The organism is Clostridium rhizosphaerae, assembly GCF_016765585.1.
GTDB classification, from domain to species: domain Bacteria; phylum Bacillota; class Clostridia; order Clostridiales; family Clostridiaceae; genus Clostridium_AT; species Clostridium_AT rhizosphaerae.
Genome location: NZ_JAESWC010000002.1, coordinates 319,852 through 333,715, shown reverse-complemented (window position 1 = coordinate 333,715; position 13,864 = coordinate 319,852). Strand labels below are relative to the sequence as shown.

Genomic DNA, 13,864 nt, shown 5'->3' with positions numbered 1-13,864 from the left:
GAATATAACAATAAAAGAATTTAAGAATTTAAGAATATAAGAACTTAAGAATAAAAGAAGATAACTTCTTAACTTCTTATATTCTTGCTAAGTTTTAATGCGAGTGAGCATTTGAATGAATTAAACAGCAAAGCCGCAACAAGCTTTGAAAAATAAAATATATAGAAAGACGAGGGAATGATATGGCAAACATAAATATTCAAGACGTAGTAACAGGAAAGGTAAGACTGAGCTTTGTGCATTTATTTACCCCCTATGCAAGAGAGCAAGGAGGAGAGCCTAAGTACAGCACCACAATCCTTTTACCTAAAACAGATATAATAACCAAGCAGAGAATAGATGCAGCTATAAGTGCTGCAATACAGGAAGGTGTAGCTTCAAAATGGAACGGAGTTAGACCTCCAGTGCTTGCAATACCAGTTTATGATGGAGATGGAGTAAGACCTTCCGATGGAATTCCTTTTGGAGAAGAATGCAAACGACACTGGGTTTTCACAGCTTCTTCAAAACAGGCTCCAGAGATAGTTGACCTCACAATGCAGAGAATATTTAATCAGGCAGAGATATATTCAGGAATTTATGCCAGGGTATCAGTTAGATTTTTTCCTTATGCTTCAAACGGCAAGAAGGGAATAGGTTGCGGCTTAGGTCCAGTGCAAAAGATTGAAGATGGAGAGCCGCTGGGGGGAAGAGTTTCAGCAGCCACAGCCTTTGGCAATCATCCACTGCAGATTGATCCAATAACAGGAGCACCAGTTAATAGCGGTGTGATGGGGCTATGAGGCATCTATCTATAGACATTGAAACCTTCTCAAGTGTTGACATAAAAAAGAGCGGACTGTACAAATATGTACAGTCCCTTGATTTCCAGATACTGCTCTTTGCATATTCCACAGACTACGAGCCAGTAAAAATAATTGATTTGGCTCAGGGGGAAACACTTCCTATGGAGATTGTAGAAGCTCTGCAGAATCCTGATATAATTAAACATGCTTATAATGCATCTTTTGAGTGGTATGCACTGAACAAGCTTTACTACTCACCACTGGAGCAGTGGAGATGCACCATGCTTCATGGACTTTACTGCGGATATACTGCAGGTCTTGCTGCTACGGCTGTAGCTTTAGGGCTTCACGAGGATAAAAGAAAATTAGGAGTAGGCTCGGCACTAATTAAAACCTTCTGTGTGCCAGTAAAACCTACAGGCAAAAACGGTCAGAGAATAAGAAATCTTCCTCATCACGAGATAGAAAAGTGGAATTTATTTACGGAATATTGTAAGCAGGATGTTGCTGTAGAGATGGAGATTGAAAGAAGATTATCAGCTTTTCCGGTTCCTGAAGCAGAGCAGAAGTTATGGGAGCTGGATCAGAGGATTAATGCCTATGGAGTAAAGGTGGACAAGAACCTTATTGAAGGAGCACTATACTGCAGTGAGAAGATAAATGCAGAGCTTATGCAGGAAGCAATAAAGCTTTCAGGACTTCAAAATCCTAAGAGTGTAAAGCAGCTAACTAAGTGGCTTGAAAAGGAAACTGGAGAGGAAATAGCAGATCTTCAAAAGGGAACGGTTAAAGAGCTTATTGAAACTACAAACAGTGAAGCAGCAAAACGAATGCTTGAGATAAGGCAGGAGTTTTCAAAGACCAGTGTAAAGAAATATACTGCTATGGCTGAAGTCGTAAATTACGACGGCAGAGTGAGAGGACTACTGCAGTTTTATGGAGCTAACAGAACAGGCCGCTGGGCAGGAAGACTTGTGCAGGTGCAGAATCTCCCTAAGAATTATCTTGAAACACTTTCCCATGCAAGGGATTGTGTTAAAGAAAAGAAAGTGGATGCACTAAAGCTTGTTTACGGCAATGTGCCTGACACACTCTCACAGCTTATAAGAACAGCCTTTGTGCCTTCAGAGAATAACGTATTTCTAGTAGCAGACTTCTCAGCCATAGAGGCAAGAGTCATAGCTTATCTTGCAGGGGAGCAGTGGAGGCAACAGGTATTTGCTTCACACGGAAAGATCTATGAATCCTCAGCTTCTCAGATGTTTGGAGTACCCATTGAAAGAATAGCAAAGGGTAACCCAGAATATGAGCTTAGGCAAAAGGGCAAAGTAGCAGAACTTGCGCTGGGCTATCAAGGCTCCACAGGTGCACTAATTGCCATGGGAGCTTTAAAGATGGGACTAAAAGAAGAAGAGCTAAAAGATTTAGTAAAGAGGTGGAGAGCTTCAAACAAAAGAATCGTGGATCTTTGGTACAGCATAGAAAATGCTGCTCTTGAGGTAATGAGAACAGGGCAGGCAGTAGGAATTAAAGGGCTTATTATAGCTCGCGAAATAGATTTTAATAATAATCAGGACTTTTTAACTATAAAGCTACCTAGTGAAAGAAAGCTGTTTTATGCAAAGCCCTTTCTTCAGACTAATGAAATGGGAAGAGAAGCAATTTACTACAGAGGAATGAACCAAGAAACAAAGAAGTGGGAGAACATACCTACCTATGGAGGCAAGTTAACAGAAAACATTGTACAGGCAATAGCAAGAGACTGCCTGGCAGAAAGTCTTAAAAGGCTTGAGGCGGCGGGGTATCAGACCTGTTTTCATGTGCATGATGAAGTTATACTGGATGTGCCTAAGGATAAAGCTGACTTAAAAGCTGTAACTGACATATTGGGACAGCCAATTGCCTGGGCTTCGGGACTGATTTTAAAGGCAGAGGGGTATGAGACTGGGTTTTACAAGAAAGAGTAAGGGATTTAATAAAAGAAAAACTGATCTTTGAAAAGTGAATAATACGGTGTTTAAAATATATGACATTAAATCCAATGGTAAGTATATTAGTGTAATTACTTCAAATATATGGTACAATTTAGTTAGAATTTAATTCAAAATTGTAAAATATGGCGACCTAATAGATGTTTCTCAACGTATAGTAATAGTAAGGAGATAAAAATATGGAGGTGTGTCATGGATAAGAAACTATTTAAAATACTAATACCAGCACTTTTGCTAATTGGCATAATTTCATTTTGCCTTATTAGGTATTATGGATATTCTCCCAAAAGTTTTGATGACCTTTTGGGGGCTGATGAAGCGAATATAACAAAAGTGTTAATGAGAAATGGTAACAACGGAAGTTATGTTGAAACTACAGATAAAGAGAAAATCAAGGAGCTTATTAATTTAGTAAACGACAGATATTATAAGAAATCGTCTAATCAGGAACCAAGAAGTGGATACAGTTACTATTATGATTTCTATTCAGGGGATAAACATACTATGACAATAACTGGTAATGGTGATAATGTAGATGTAAATGGAACTTATTATGACGTGAGCAGTTCGATATCTGTTGATTCGCTTACTAATTGGTTTAACTCACTTCCTGTTCATGCCCTAAAATAATAAACCTAAACTATCTATAACATTTTTCTGAACACAGTTTATTTAAAATTAATTCGGACTTTTTAAAAATGGTTCGCTAATCATGCAAATGCAATAAATGAATAATGGTAAACTATTGTACCTTTAATAATTCTGTTTCTTATTTATTTATAGATATATAAAGAGGTGATTATAACGAGGCTATTTAAGAAAGTTATGTGTTTATGTTTATTTTTCATTACACTTTCATTTGTCGGTTGCAATTCAGCAAACACTGAAAATCAGTTACCAGAATTAAAACCAAAGGATTTTAACTTTATCTTTAATTATGGTGTCAATGCTAAAAATCAGTTAGATACTACAAAGGGACAATTCACTAAAGATATGGTTTTAGAGCCATCAATTACAACAAACTTAAAATTATCTGATGATGAAATGAATACTATATATTTAGAAATGAAGAAGATTAATATTTTAAATTATTCTGATAAGTTTAATCCTAAAAGTAATACAATCCAAACACCATTTTCTACTTATTCCATTAAGATAATTGTGGATGGTAAAGAAAAAAGTATATACTGGAAAGATGAAAATGTATCCCAATCTAAAGAGGCTACTCAATTAAGAAACCTATTTAAAAAAATTCAAGAGATAATAGTTAATAAGGAAGAATTTAAGAAATTGCCTGAACCTAAAAGCGCTTATCAATAGTTTCGCAATCTTCTTATAAAGCGTCGCAACGGTAGATTATCACGAATTAATAAAAGGAAATTATATGGGGGATTGAATTACATGAAAAAATACATTCTTTTGATTAGTATTCTTATGGTTTCTTTATACATGTATGGTTGTAAAGGAGAATTTTTGGGTCCAGGGATGGCTGATTTTGATTATAAGTTGTCAGGAGACTATAAGTTATTTCATGCAGGTGAGACTGATATATGGACAGATAATGGCATGTCAAAGGCTATAGAACGGAATGTAACTGGAATAGCATGGGATAATGATTTCATATTAGTTGAACAGGAAAAGAATAAAAGCATAAGTTACTGGGTTATCGATGTAAAAGGGAAGAAAATATATGGTGCATTTAATAAGAGTGAATTTGAAGATGAGAAACAAGAACTAAAAATTAATGCTCAGTTGAAGTTGGAAAAACCAGAAAAGTACAAGCATTTAGATGAGGCAAATGAGAATATGAAATGATTTTATAATGTTAATTTATTTCGTAAATTTCTTATAAGTTGTAGTAATTAAGTTTTTATGATTACAGCGACCCCGTAAAACATGATTCATTAAACTATAAAAGGGGGATAAAGTTGAAAAGGAAAGGGCATAAAATAATCTTATTATGCATTCTTTTATTGGCGTTTTATACAGGATTTGATATTTATAGGCATTCAACTATTGAAAGAGTTATAAGAACAGACCTGTTTTTGAATGGCTATTTTGTAAAAGCATTTAAAACAGAGATTTTTGAACGACCAATTACTGATACTCAATATGGAACACAATACTTTTGTAATAATCCTGCTATCGGTCCAGATTCTTATGACATAGACTATAAGTATAGTTACTTTGGTAAAGTTAAGTATTGGTATATTAATTGGGCTGGAACTGGTGGAGGCTAAAAACTGATACACAATTTTCATATATGATTTGCTAGTTCAATACATAGATTAGGGAATAATTGTAAACTAAGACGAATTAATAAAGGGGGATAAGTATGGATGATAAAATTCAAAAGACTGAAAACCAAGAAACACTCATAGGTGATAAATTTATTAATTGGGGGATATTTTTAATTGTGTTAGGTCCTATTATAGGGGTGCTATCTATTTTTGTTTCTTCAGCATTTGTAGGAAAGTTAATATCAACTGACGGCGGAGTAGAAGCACTAATGATGTTAGGTGGAATATCAACTGTAGGATTAGGTATATCATTAGTTATAGTTGGTTGCACAAAGAACATAATTCAGAAGATAACAAAGTAAAGTTACAAATAGTTAAGTATATTTTAATTCGCAACTTTCTTTAATGCTTAGCTAATCATGCAAATGCAATAAATGAATAATTGTAGAATAAGACGAAGATGCCTGTAAATAGTATAATTGGAGTGGAAGGATTGATATAATGACACAAGAAGAAATATTAAAGTTGATTGAAAAGATATCCCCTCATGCAAAGGATTATGTATATAATTCATTTGAAAATGTTGAGATATTATACTATATATTCACATTACATAATAAAGGTGTATTTATAAAAGTTGATAACGAAGATTGTTGTATTTTTTACGCTTCTTTTGTTAATGATGATAGCATAGAAGATGTTTTAGAATTAATTAAATATAAAACCAATGAATATATTTCAAAAATGAATTCAAAAGAGTTGTGTTTTAATGTAAATGGGAATAATTCTAAAATAATTAATTTAGTGAGAGAATTAGGTTTTAAATTAGATATGGAGGGATACCACCTTGAATATAGGGGTAAAGAATTCCCACAATTAAAGAATTCTGATCTAACTGATAAGGGCTTTGAGAACAGTATGTTAAAGGAATTGGTTGATTTATTTGATAGTGCATATCATAAGTTGAATATAGATAATGGTTGGGAAACAAAGAGTCATGCTGTAAATGAAGAACAATTTCATCAAGAACTCAATACTTTGAATAAACTGAATCAATTTTGTTCATTCTGGTTAAATGATGAATTGATAGGTGCATACATTTTTCAACAGAATTACATTACTGATATTGTTGTAAGACCAATTTATCAAAATAACGGCTACGGAAATTATATATTAGCACATTGCATTAGAAATATGAATGTATATAAATCTATTAACAACATAAGGCTTCGAGTTGCAAAATCAAATATTGGTGCGAAAAAGTTGTATGAAAGAAATGGTTTCATTGAGATTGCTTGTTTTGCAGAACATACCTATAAATAAGTGGCGTAAAATTATTAATTGTCTATTCGCAATCTTCTCATATGATTCGCTAGTTCAATACATAGGTTAGGGAATCATTGTTAACTATTGTGCTGCATTAAAAGGGAGAAAGTTATATTATGAAAAAGAAAATAGGAATATTTATAGCTTTTCTTGTTATAGCTGTTTTGTTGATTACTTCTTTTAAACAATACGGAGTTAAAAAAGCAAATGACTATGCTAAATTTTTAGCAAGTGCAATACCTAAATCTATTCCTAATCCAGGAATAACAGAAGATGTACAAGTTGAAAAAATTCTAAAACAAACGCCAATAAATTTAGTTATGCTCGTAAAGTGGGGAGATAATGAAAGGGCATATATTAGCATAAAGCATTGGATGACTAAAGCTCATGATTTTATTGAGATACATGCTGTAGACAAGAAGAAAAGTATGACAATGCAAGAATAAAGATAAATAGCGTGTATTCGTGTAATTGCGAACAATCTTCTTCTATGCTTTAGCACAAACATAGCCTGAATAATTTTATAACTATTAAGCAATATAGTTATATATTATAAAGGGATGTGATAACCATGAGTAGAGATTACATGGTGATGATTTTTATTACAGCAGGTGCTTTATTATCAATTTTAATGTTAGTTAGTAAAAAGAATATGAAAAAAGCATTTCTTGCATTCTTGGTGACTCAAGTATTCACCTGGCCGCTTGGACTTTTGTTTGTCGCTTTGGGAAAAATTCAATATCCAGTAAGACTTTTCCCCAAGGCCATTGATAATTCATTCTTAGGAGGGTTTATATTAAATCCAATAGTTTTTGCTATATATTATATTCATTATCCAAGGCATATAAAATTAAAATGGAGATGCTTGTGTACACTACTTGTTGTCGCAATACCTGCGTGTATTGAATTCGCTGAAAGCAAGTTCACAAATTTAGTTAGATATAAAAACTGGAGTCCATTTTATACTTGGTTGTTGGGTATACCAATATATTTTATCATGATTAAGTATCTCGATTGGTTTTTCAATAATGTCTCCAATCAAGGAGTGTCTAAAAATGAAACTTGAAGCGGTTATACTAATAGCGGTACCAATTATTTCGCTTTTATCCTTGATATTTGTTCCTAAGAATATGGCGTTTAGAGCTCAGTTTATCATGGCTTTTGTGCAATTTCCAGCATGGATTTTAGGTGTTTTAGTAGTACAATTTGGTTTGATAAAATACCCGTATCGTGAGTTATGGACAGTTAATAGGACTAGTTTTATTTTCGAATATCTTGTATTGCCAATAATGTGTGTTCACTTCTATGTTCATTTTCCTAAATACTCTTCAAGGCTAACTAAGTTAATTTATTACATTGTTGTTACTTTGATGTTTACGATCGTAGAGTATTTTGTAGAGAGATATACGTTAATCTTGAACTATACTGGATGGAAATTGCATTGGACTTTTATAAGCGTATGCTTTATTTTCTGGCTTTCAAATAACGTCGCCAGGTGTTTTTTTAGGCAAGAGTAGTTTCAGATGATTAAAAGTTTTTAACCTTAACATACATTAGTGGTTTATGATATTTTTACAATATTTAAAACGGAATCTTCAAATATCCCGATACAACCACAAAAACAAAATAATTATTAAAACACCGTATTATTCAACTTCGAATTTTATGGTGTTTTTTTATTAATTCAAATTTACAAAAAGGAGGCCAAAGTCCTAAATGGACTTTTACGGGTAACTTGTGAGGATAAAGCTCTAAATGAGCTTTGTCGAGTAACTTGTGAGTGGAAGCGAACATCTTAAGTTACTCAGTGTCCGAAGGAAAGTGAACATCTTAAGTTACACAGTGACCAAAGAGAAGCACTTTACTACAGAGGAATGATCCAAGAAACAAAGAAGTGGGAGAACATACCCCCCTATGGAGGAAAACTAACAGAAAATATTGTGTAGGCAATGGCAAGAGACTGTATTGCAGAAAGCCTCAAAAGACTTGAAGCAGAGGGGTATGAGACTGTGTTTTACAAGAAAGAATAAGGGATTTAATAAAAGAAAAAATGTTCTTTGAAAAGTGAATAATACGGTGTTGAAAAATATGACTTCAAATGCAATTGTAAGTATATTAGTGTAATTGCTTCAAATATATGGTACAATTAGTTGGAATTAATTCGGAATTGTAGATTATGTTGAATAAATAGGGGGAGAGTTTAATGGATAAGAAATTGCCAAAACCAAATTTATGGTCTTTGATAAATTTAACACTATGTATTTTAATTTTTATTACTCTAACAATTGTTGCACTATTTCAAAGAAAATATATTATTGGGATTATAACCCTGTGCTTTAGTATATTTTTTATAAGAGAAATTATCCGCATTTATAAGGTATATAACTCTAATAAACATGTGTCTTCTAATAAATGACTATTTCACTATATTCAAATATGATTCGCTAGTTCAATACATAGGTTAGGGAATTATTGTAAAGTTATGTGAAACTAACTTGTTCTTGTAAAGGGGGGTATTATGGATAAGTATAAAAAGTTATCTAAGTGTATGAGAGGAGATATAATATGAATAAAAAAAGAAAAAATATTATTTTGTTTCTTATGATGATGGTGATTGCTATTATTGGATTTGTTGTTATGTCATACGTAACCATAGATCCTATGCGTATATATAATAATTATTACAATAAAATTAATAATATTCCAGGTCAAGACTATAACCACTTTTATGCAAGCAGCTACTTTGTTTTCGCTGTTTTATCACTATTTTTTCATAATATAAGTCAAATAAAAAAGAAAAATAAAACATTTAAAGTTCTCTTTATATTTTGCTTAATGGTTACGATAATTTTTGCAGTTATCGGTATACAAAAATATTATTTTATTTCTCAATTCTTAGCTCTTTTTAATTACTCAACATTTTCTGTGTTGTTGATTTATTCCATTAATATTATCCTACGAAAAGAAAAGAGAGCCTCCAACTTTTCCGACGAAACCCACACTAAGTCATAAAATGGATAAATATCGCATAACGCACCCACTTTAAAAAGCAGTAAGTTATAGTATAATTTTTTAAAAGTTATTGCGTAATATTCTTAAATGGTTCGATAATCATGCAAATGCAATAAATGAATAATTGTAAAAAAGGATGCTCTAGTCATGGGTTATAGATTGAGCATCATCGTATACTGTGACAAATAAAATAAATTTTTAGGGGGTATATAATGGATACATTAGTTATGGTATTTTGGGGTATTTCAAAAGATATTTTAGGAGTTTTAGCAGATGTATCAATCATAATTTTAGCAATTAAATTACTACGGGCATTAGATATATATATCAAGAAGAACGAACAAACGAAGTAAAGTATTACGTCTTTTTCTCATATGATTCGCTAGTTCAATATATAGGTTAGGGAATCATTGTAAACAATGACGAAATAAATTAAGGGAGGATTGTTATAAAACCTTATTAGTTTTCAAGTATCTATTATTTTGATTATGCAAATAATAGGTAAAGAAGATTTTTAAGGGGGTAACTAAATGAGGCGAATTTCTGCTATTTTATTAATCGTTTTAACTATTGCAAGTTTAGGTGGTTGCGATAATATTAATGCTACAAAACAAAGCAATTCACCTATAGAAATTAATGAATCTATGATAGATAAAGAAATCTTGTTTGCTAACAGTTATCAGAACTCTATTTTCCAAGAGCAAAGTACAAAAGAACAGGTTATAGGATGGTTAATAATAAATTATTTATCACCTTATATGCAAAAGTCTCTGAAGGATTATTATGGAGGGAGTGTTCCATATTGGTTAACTGATCCTACTTCGAAGGTTTTGGAGGCTAATTTTATACAAGAAGAATCATATTTTATTATTAAACTACAAGTAGAGCCTTATCTTGGAGCACACAACCCTATAGGATTAGATAATTTTACTTTTAAGATAGACCTATCTGATGATAATAAGATTACACTTGTAAAGTATGAGCACGTTAAAAGTTTTAAAGTACCTGACCATGTAAAGAAACAGCATTTAGATTTAAATTTGCAATAATGTTTAATTTAATAAAATTATATTGGTACGCCATCTTCTTTTATAACGCAACAGTACTTATGGTTCATCAGTGAATGATTTAAGTAATTTTCAAAATCTGATGAACCTCGATCAATTAATGAACATATGAATATTTTGACTTGTATATAAAATTCCGAATATATACAAGATGTTGGAATTTTATATCTTTCCATTGTTATACAAATAAACTATAATTTATTATGAAAATATATTTTGCATTGTTCGAGGAGCTATAATTATGAAATTTATTATTAACAAAAACGAATTTCAACAAGCGGTACAAGAAATACAAAGAGTAAGCACTGGAAGATTTGGAGTAACAATATTACAAGGGATATTAATACAATGTAGTGATAGTCATATTATATTAACTGGTGGAGACAAGAATTTATGCATAGAAACAAGGATTAGTGCAAAGGTTCTTGAAACTGGAAAAATCCTCATAGACTCTAAACTATTAGGAGACATAGTAAGAAAATTACCTGATTCTCAGATAGAATTAAGTACGATAGACAGAAATACTATTAGGCTAATCTGTGAGAAAGATGTAATAAACTTAGGCTGTCAAAGCACTGAAAATTTCCCTATACTACCGACAATAAAAGAGAATTTAGCAGTATCAGTTTCAAAAGAAGCATTTAGAAGTATGGTCAAAAGAACAATAATTGCAACAGATCAAAATGGTATTAGGCCAGTATTCTCTGGAATATTATTTGACCTGAAGACGGACATGCTTGTTATGGTAGCTTTAGATAATACTAGAGCTGCCATTTGCCGCCATGAAAGTAATAGTGCAAATTCGATACGAGTAGTTATCCCTGGACGAACCTTGATTGAAGTTACTAAAATTGTTGAATGGGAAGAAGAGGACGTAGAAATATCATTTACATCAAATCAAATTTTATTTACAATTGGCAATACAAAAGTAATATCAACCTTACTTGATGGAGACTTTGGCAATTATGAATCCTTTATTCCAAATGAATATACTTTAGAGATTATTGTTAACAAGGAAAAGCTTATTGGGCATTTGGAACGAGCATCAATAATAGGTAAAGAATCTAATTTTTGCGCTGTAATACTTGATATTTCAGATAATACAATGATGATAACTTCTAAATCTTCAATTGGCGATATAACAGGCGAAGTGGATATAATATCCCGCGGTATGCCAATGAGAATGAAGTGTAATTCGAAATTTCTTATAGAAGCTCTTAACACTCTTGAAGACGAAGAAGTAATGATAAAATTTACAACTAGTCAGTCTGTACTTGTTATAACTAATAAGAATAATACAAATACTCTACATATAATTGCGCCTGTAAGGATGTAATAAGATAACCTTTCATAATATGTTGCGATTTTTCAGCATAATCACATAATAGTAAAAAATTGTGAAATAAAATTATTTACATACTCTACTGATCACAATATATTTTTTTATCAACAACATTTAAAAATTTTAAATAAATAAGATTTAAATTATAGGGGTGGTATTATGTTAGAAAAAGTAAATTTGAAATCAGCGGTAAATTCGGTTGATAAGTTATATGTATATGATAAGATAGGTCAATTAAATGGGCATATTCTTAGTGTTGTCAATGTAGAAAATCGTACATTGGATTTTCATATTCATGAATGTTCAGATGAATTGTTCTATGTAATTGAAGGCGGTTTTCATTTGGAAACCGATGAAGGATTGATTGAAGTAAATGAAGGAGAATTTATTATAGTCCCTAAAGGAATTAGACATAGACCTGTAGTTAAGAGTCTAACAAGATTCTTGATGATTGAGTTAGACGGTACACTTAACAAAGAAAATAGTGGAGATTTATATGAGGATTAACTCAGTATTATAAGCATGATTTACAGTAACTTTTGAGTCTTATTAAAGCAAGAATGGTTTAAGATATTTTTATAATATTTAAAAGGGGAAAACAAATGTTTAAATTTGAAATTACAGATAAAGAAGTGGTTGGAGGGATACCACAATATTATGATAACTTTAATCGTATTAGTTCAAGAGGAATTATAATCAGTAACAATAAGCAAGTTGCAATGTTGTATTTACAATCAAATGGATGTTATGTATTCCCAGGTGGAGGAATAGAAGAAGGTGAAGATGCAACAGATGCTTTAATAAGAGAAGTCTTGGAAGAGTGTGGGTTTAGCTGTAGGATAATAGATGAACTTGGATGTACTATAGAACATAAAAAAGAAGTTTCTTATTGTCATAAGGCAAATTGGTTTATTGGCGAATTAGTTGAAGATACTTTCAAAATAAAATTATCCGAAAATGAAATAAAACTTGGTGTAACACCAGTTATGATAGACATTGAAAAAGTTTCAAACTTGTTAGATCAATCACTAGAAAAATGCAATGATTATAAGAGAAAGTTTATTCAACTACGAGATAAAATGGTTTGGGATTATGTTTATAAAAACAACTATTTTAAAACGGAATTTTCTTATGAGGTGCATTAATCAAGTTTAATGAGAGGGGAATTATTATGAAATCAATATTATATAGAAATCCTGTAATATCAACAATTGCTATCAATTTCATGACTATGATTTTATTTATATATTCAATAAATCAAAGAATAACTGCACTTACAATATCGTTAATGGTAACAGGAGTTGTGAATAGAAGGATTCTTGATAATGGTATTAATTTAAATAAACAGAAGAAAACAATCATCTTTTTAAGCTTTTTCATTTCTATTGGCATAGCAATGTTATACAATGTATATATTCACAAAATTAGATTAAATCAAATTATTAATGGAGTATAGTTCGCATTCTTCTTATATGATTCGCTAGTTCAATACATAGATTCGGGAATCATTGTTGCTTATGACGAATAACATAAAGAGTTAAAAATCAAAAAGGAGGAGAAAAAATGGGGGAACTTATAAAATTGGAAGTTAAGAAATTGCCAAGACTTAAACTCATAGGTAAGGAACTAAGGTATAATATGGAAGTACATATGAAAGGTGATAACCGTATTCCAAGTTTTTGGGATAAGTGTTTTGCTGACAATACATTTTCACCACTTGAAAATCAGCCTGATTTTGTTTACGATAACTCATACGTTGGAGTAATGCTTGATTGGGACAAAGGTGATGGAGATTTCTCTTATATTGTTGCCATGTTGATGAAAGATGGTGTATCTGTCCCAGATGGTTACTTTTGCAGAGATATTGAAGAAACGGATGTGGCGATTGGATGGATCAAAGGTAAAAATACAGCTGATGTTTGTTCAATAGCTCATTCCCTGACAGAACAAGCCCTAAAGAAAAAGGGGTACAAGTGTGACAAAATGAAATGGTTTACGGAGTTGTATAATTGTCCAAGGTTTACTACGCCTGATGAGAATGGTGATATTATCTTGGATTACTATATCCCTATAGACGCTTATTAATGAGGATGATTTTTAG

General features: G+C 31.7%; 19 protein-coding genes. All 19 read left to right on the top strand.

Annotated features, from left to right (window positions below):
• Positions 1-182: 182 nt before the first annotated feature.
• On the top strand, positions 183-782 hold the full coding sequence (locus JK636_RS04815) for a DUF2815 family protein (protein WP_207751695.1): 600 nt from the start codon (positions 183-185) through the stop codon (positions 780-782).
• Positions 779-2,752 carry a DNA polymerase gene (locus JK636_RS04810; protein WP_202747696.1) on the top strand — a complete coding sequence of 658 codons (1,974 nt, stop codon included), beginning with the start codon at positions 779-781 and terminating at the stop codon, positions 2,750-2,752. The genes JK636_RS04815 and JK636_RS04810 overlap by 4 nt, the downstream gene beginning before the upstream one ends.
• 216 nt (positions 2,753-2,968) lie before the next feature.
• Positions 2,969-3,406, top strand: a complete 438-nt coding sequence (locus JK636_RS04805) for a DUF5301 domain-containing protein (protein WP_202747695.1) — start codon at positions 2,969-2,971, stop codon at positions 3,404-3,406.
• Between the two features lie 165 nt (positions 3,407-3,571).
• Positions 3,572-4,096, top strand: a complete 525-nt coding sequence (locus JK636_RS04800; RefSeq protein ID WP_338025728.1) for a hypothetical protein — start codon at positions 3,572-3,574, stop codon at positions 4,094-4,096.
• A gap of 81 nt (positions 4,097-4,177) precedes the next feature.
• Positions 4,178-4,591: a DUF3997 domain-containing protein gene (locus JK636_RS04795; RefSeq protein WP_202747694.1), complete on the top strand. Its 414-nt coding sequence runs from the start codon at positions 4,178-4,180 to the stop codon at positions 4,589-4,591.
• 113 nt (positions 4,592-4,704) lie between these two features.
• The gene (locus JK636_RS04790; RefSeq protein ID WP_207751694.1) at positions 4,705-5,016 is read left to right on the top strand and encodes a hypothetical protein; all 312 of its coding nucleotides are present in this window, start codon (positions 4,705-4,707) and stop codon (positions 5,014-5,016) included.
• Positions 5,017-5,111: 95 nt separating this feature from the next.
• Positions 5,112-5,378: a hypothetical protein gene (locus JK636_RS04785; RefSeq protein WP_202747693.1), complete on the top strand. Its 267-nt coding sequence runs from the start codon at positions 5,112-5,114 to the stop codon at positions 5,376-5,378.
• Positions 5,379-5,517: 139 nt separating this feature from the next.
• Positions 5,518-6,339, top strand: a complete 822-nt coding sequence (locus JK636_RS04780) for a GNAT family N-acetyltransferase (RefSeq protein ID WP_202747692.1) — start codon at positions 5,518-5,520, stop codon at positions 6,337-6,339.
• Between the two features lie 119 nt (positions 6,340-6,458).
• The gene (locus JK636_RS04775) at positions 6,459-6,788 is read left to right on the top strand and encodes a hypothetical protein (RefSeq protein ID WP_202747691.1); all 330 of its coding nucleotides are present in this window, start codon (positions 6,459-6,461) and stop codon (positions 6,786-6,788) included.
• A gap of 125 nt (positions 6,789-6,913) precedes the next feature.
• Positions 6,914-7,408 (top strand): CBO0543 family protein, encoded by a 495-nt coding sequence (locus tag JK636_RS04770; RefSeq protein ID WP_202747690.1) that lies wholly within the window; start codon positions 6,914-6,916, stop codon positions 7,406-7,408.
• A complete protein-coding gene (locus JK636_RS24120; RefSeq protein ID WP_420839262.1) occupies positions 7,371-7,859 on the top strand; it encodes a CBO0543 family protein in 489 nt (162 codons plus the stop codon). Before JK636_RS04770 ends, JK636_RS24120 begins: the two co-directional genes overlap by 38 nt.
• 1,048 nt (positions 7,860-8,907) lie before the next feature.
• Positions 8,908-9,354: a hypothetical protein gene (locus JK636_RS04765; protein ID WP_202747689.1), complete on the top strand. Its 447-nt coding sequence runs from the start codon at positions 8,908-8,910 to the stop codon at positions 9,352-9,354.
• A gap of 212 nt (positions 9,355-9,566) precedes the next feature.
• Complete coding sequence (locus tag JK636_RS04760) at positions 9,567-9,707, top strand: hypothetical protein (RefSeq protein WP_202747688.1); 141 nt, start codon at positions 9,567-9,569, stop codon at positions 9,705-9,707.
• Positions 9,708-9,884: 177 nt separating this feature from the next.
• Complete coding sequence (locus JK636_RS04755; protein ID WP_202747687.1) at positions 9,885-10,403, top strand: DUF3888 domain-containing protein; 519 nt, start codon at positions 9,885-9,887, stop codon at positions 10,401-10,403.
• 259 nt (positions 10,404-10,662) lie between these two features.
• The gene (dnaN, locus tag JK636_RS04750; protein WP_202747686.1) at positions 10,663-11,757 is read left to right on the top strand and encodes a DNA polymerase III subunit beta; all 1,095 of its coding nucleotides are present in this window, start codon (positions 10,663-10,665) and stop codon (positions 11,755-11,757) included.
• A gap of 165 nt (positions 11,758-11,922) precedes the next feature.
• Positions 11,923-12,270 carry a cupin domain-containing protein gene (locus JK636_RS04745; protein WP_202747685.1) on the top strand — a complete coding sequence of 116 codons (348 nt, stop codon included), beginning with the start codon at positions 11,923-11,925 and terminating at the stop codon, positions 12,268-12,270.
• Between the two features lie 95 nt (positions 12,271-12,365).
• Positions 12,366-12,908 (top strand): NUDIX hydrolase, encoded by a 543-nt coding sequence (locus tag JK636_RS04740; RefSeq protein WP_202747684.1) that lies wholly within the window; start codon positions 12,366-12,368, stop codon positions 12,906-12,908.
• Between the two features lie 26 nt (positions 12,909-12,934).
• Positions 12,935-13,219 (top strand): hypothetical protein, encoded by a 285-nt coding sequence (locus tag JK636_RS04735; protein WP_202747683.1) that lies wholly within the window; start codon positions 12,935-12,937, stop codon positions 13,217-13,219.
• Between the two features lie 107 nt (positions 13,220-13,326).
• Positions 13,327-13,848: a GyrI-like domain-containing protein gene (locus tag JK636_RS04730; RefSeq protein WP_202747682.1), complete on the top strand. Its 522-nt coding sequence runs from the start codon at positions 13,327-13,329 to the stop codon at positions 13,846-13,848.
• Positions 13,849-13,864: the final 16 nt, after the last annotated feature.

What these genes read in the sequence shown, in the direction of transcription:
- JK636_RS04815 (WP_207751695.1), top strand. Translation starts at nt 183, where the DNA reads ATGGCAAACATAAATATTCAAGACGTAGTAACAGGAAAGGTAAGACTG.
- JK636_RS04810 (WP_202747696.1), top strand. Translation starts at nt 779, where the DNA reads ATGAGGCATCTATCTATAGACATTGAAACCTTCTCAAGTGTTGACATA.
- JK636_RS04805 (WP_202747695.1), top strand. Translation starts at nt 2,969, where the DNA reads ATGGATAAGAAACTATTTAAAATACTAATACCAGCACTTTTGCTAATT.
- JK636_RS04795 (WP_202747694.1), top strand. Translation starts at nt 4,178, where the DNA reads ATGAAAAAATACATTCTTTTGATTAGTATTCTTATGGTTTCTTTATAC.
- JK636_RS04785 (WP_202747693.1), top strand. Translation starts at nt 5,112, where the DNA reads ATGGATGATAAAATTCAAAAGACTGAAAACCAAGAAACACTCATAGGT.
- JK636_RS04780 (WP_202747692.1), top strand. Translation starts at nt 5,518, where the DNA reads ATGACACAAGAAGAAATATTAAAGTTGATTGAAAAGATATCCCCTCAT.
- JK636_RS04775 (WP_202747691.1), top strand. Translation starts at nt 6,459, where the DNA reads ATGAAAAAGAAAATAGGAATATTTATAGCTTTTCTTGTTATAGCTGTT.
- JK636_RS04770 (WP_202747690.1), top strand. Translation starts at nt 6,914, where the DNA reads ATGAGTAGAGATTACATGGTGATGATTTTTATTACAGCAGGTGCTTTA.
- JK636_RS24120 (WP_420839262.1), top strand. Translation starts at nt 7,371, where the DNA reads ATGTCTCCAATCAAGGAGTGTCTAAAAATGAAACTTGAAGCGGTTATA.
- JK636_RS04765 (WP_202747689.1), top strand. Translation starts at nt 8,908, where the DNA reads ATGAATAAAAAAAGAAAAAATATTATTTTGTTTCTTATGATGATGGTG.
- JK636_RS04760 (WP_202747688.1), top strand. Translation starts at nt 9,567, where the DNA reads ATGGATACATTAGTTATGGTATTTTGGGGTATTTCAAAAGATATTTTA.
- JK636_RS04755 (WP_202747687.1), top strand. Translation starts at nt 9,885, where the DNA reads ATGAGGCGAATTTCTGCTATTTTATTAATCGTTTTAACTATTGCAAGT.
- dnaN (WP_202747686.1), top strand. Translation starts at nt 10,663, where the DNA reads ATGAAATTTATTATTAACAAAAACGAATTTCAACAAGCGGTACAAGAA.
- JK636_RS04745 (WP_202747685.1), top strand. Translation starts at nt 11,923, where the DNA reads ATGTTAGAAAAAGTAAATTTGAAATCAGCGGTAAATTCGGTTGATAAG.
- JK636_RS04740 (WP_202747684.1), top strand. Translation starts at nt 12,366, where the DNA reads ATGTTTAAATTTGAAATTACAGATAAAGAAGTGGTTGGAGGGATACCA.
- JK636_RS04735 (WP_202747683.1), top strand. Translation starts at nt 12,935, where the DNA reads ATGAAATCAATATTATATAGAAATCCTGTAATATCAACAATTGCTATC.
- JK636_RS04730 (WP_202747682.1), top strand. Translation starts at nt 13,327, where the DNA reads ATGGGGGAACTTATAAAATTGGAAGTTAAGAAATTGCCAAGACTTAAA.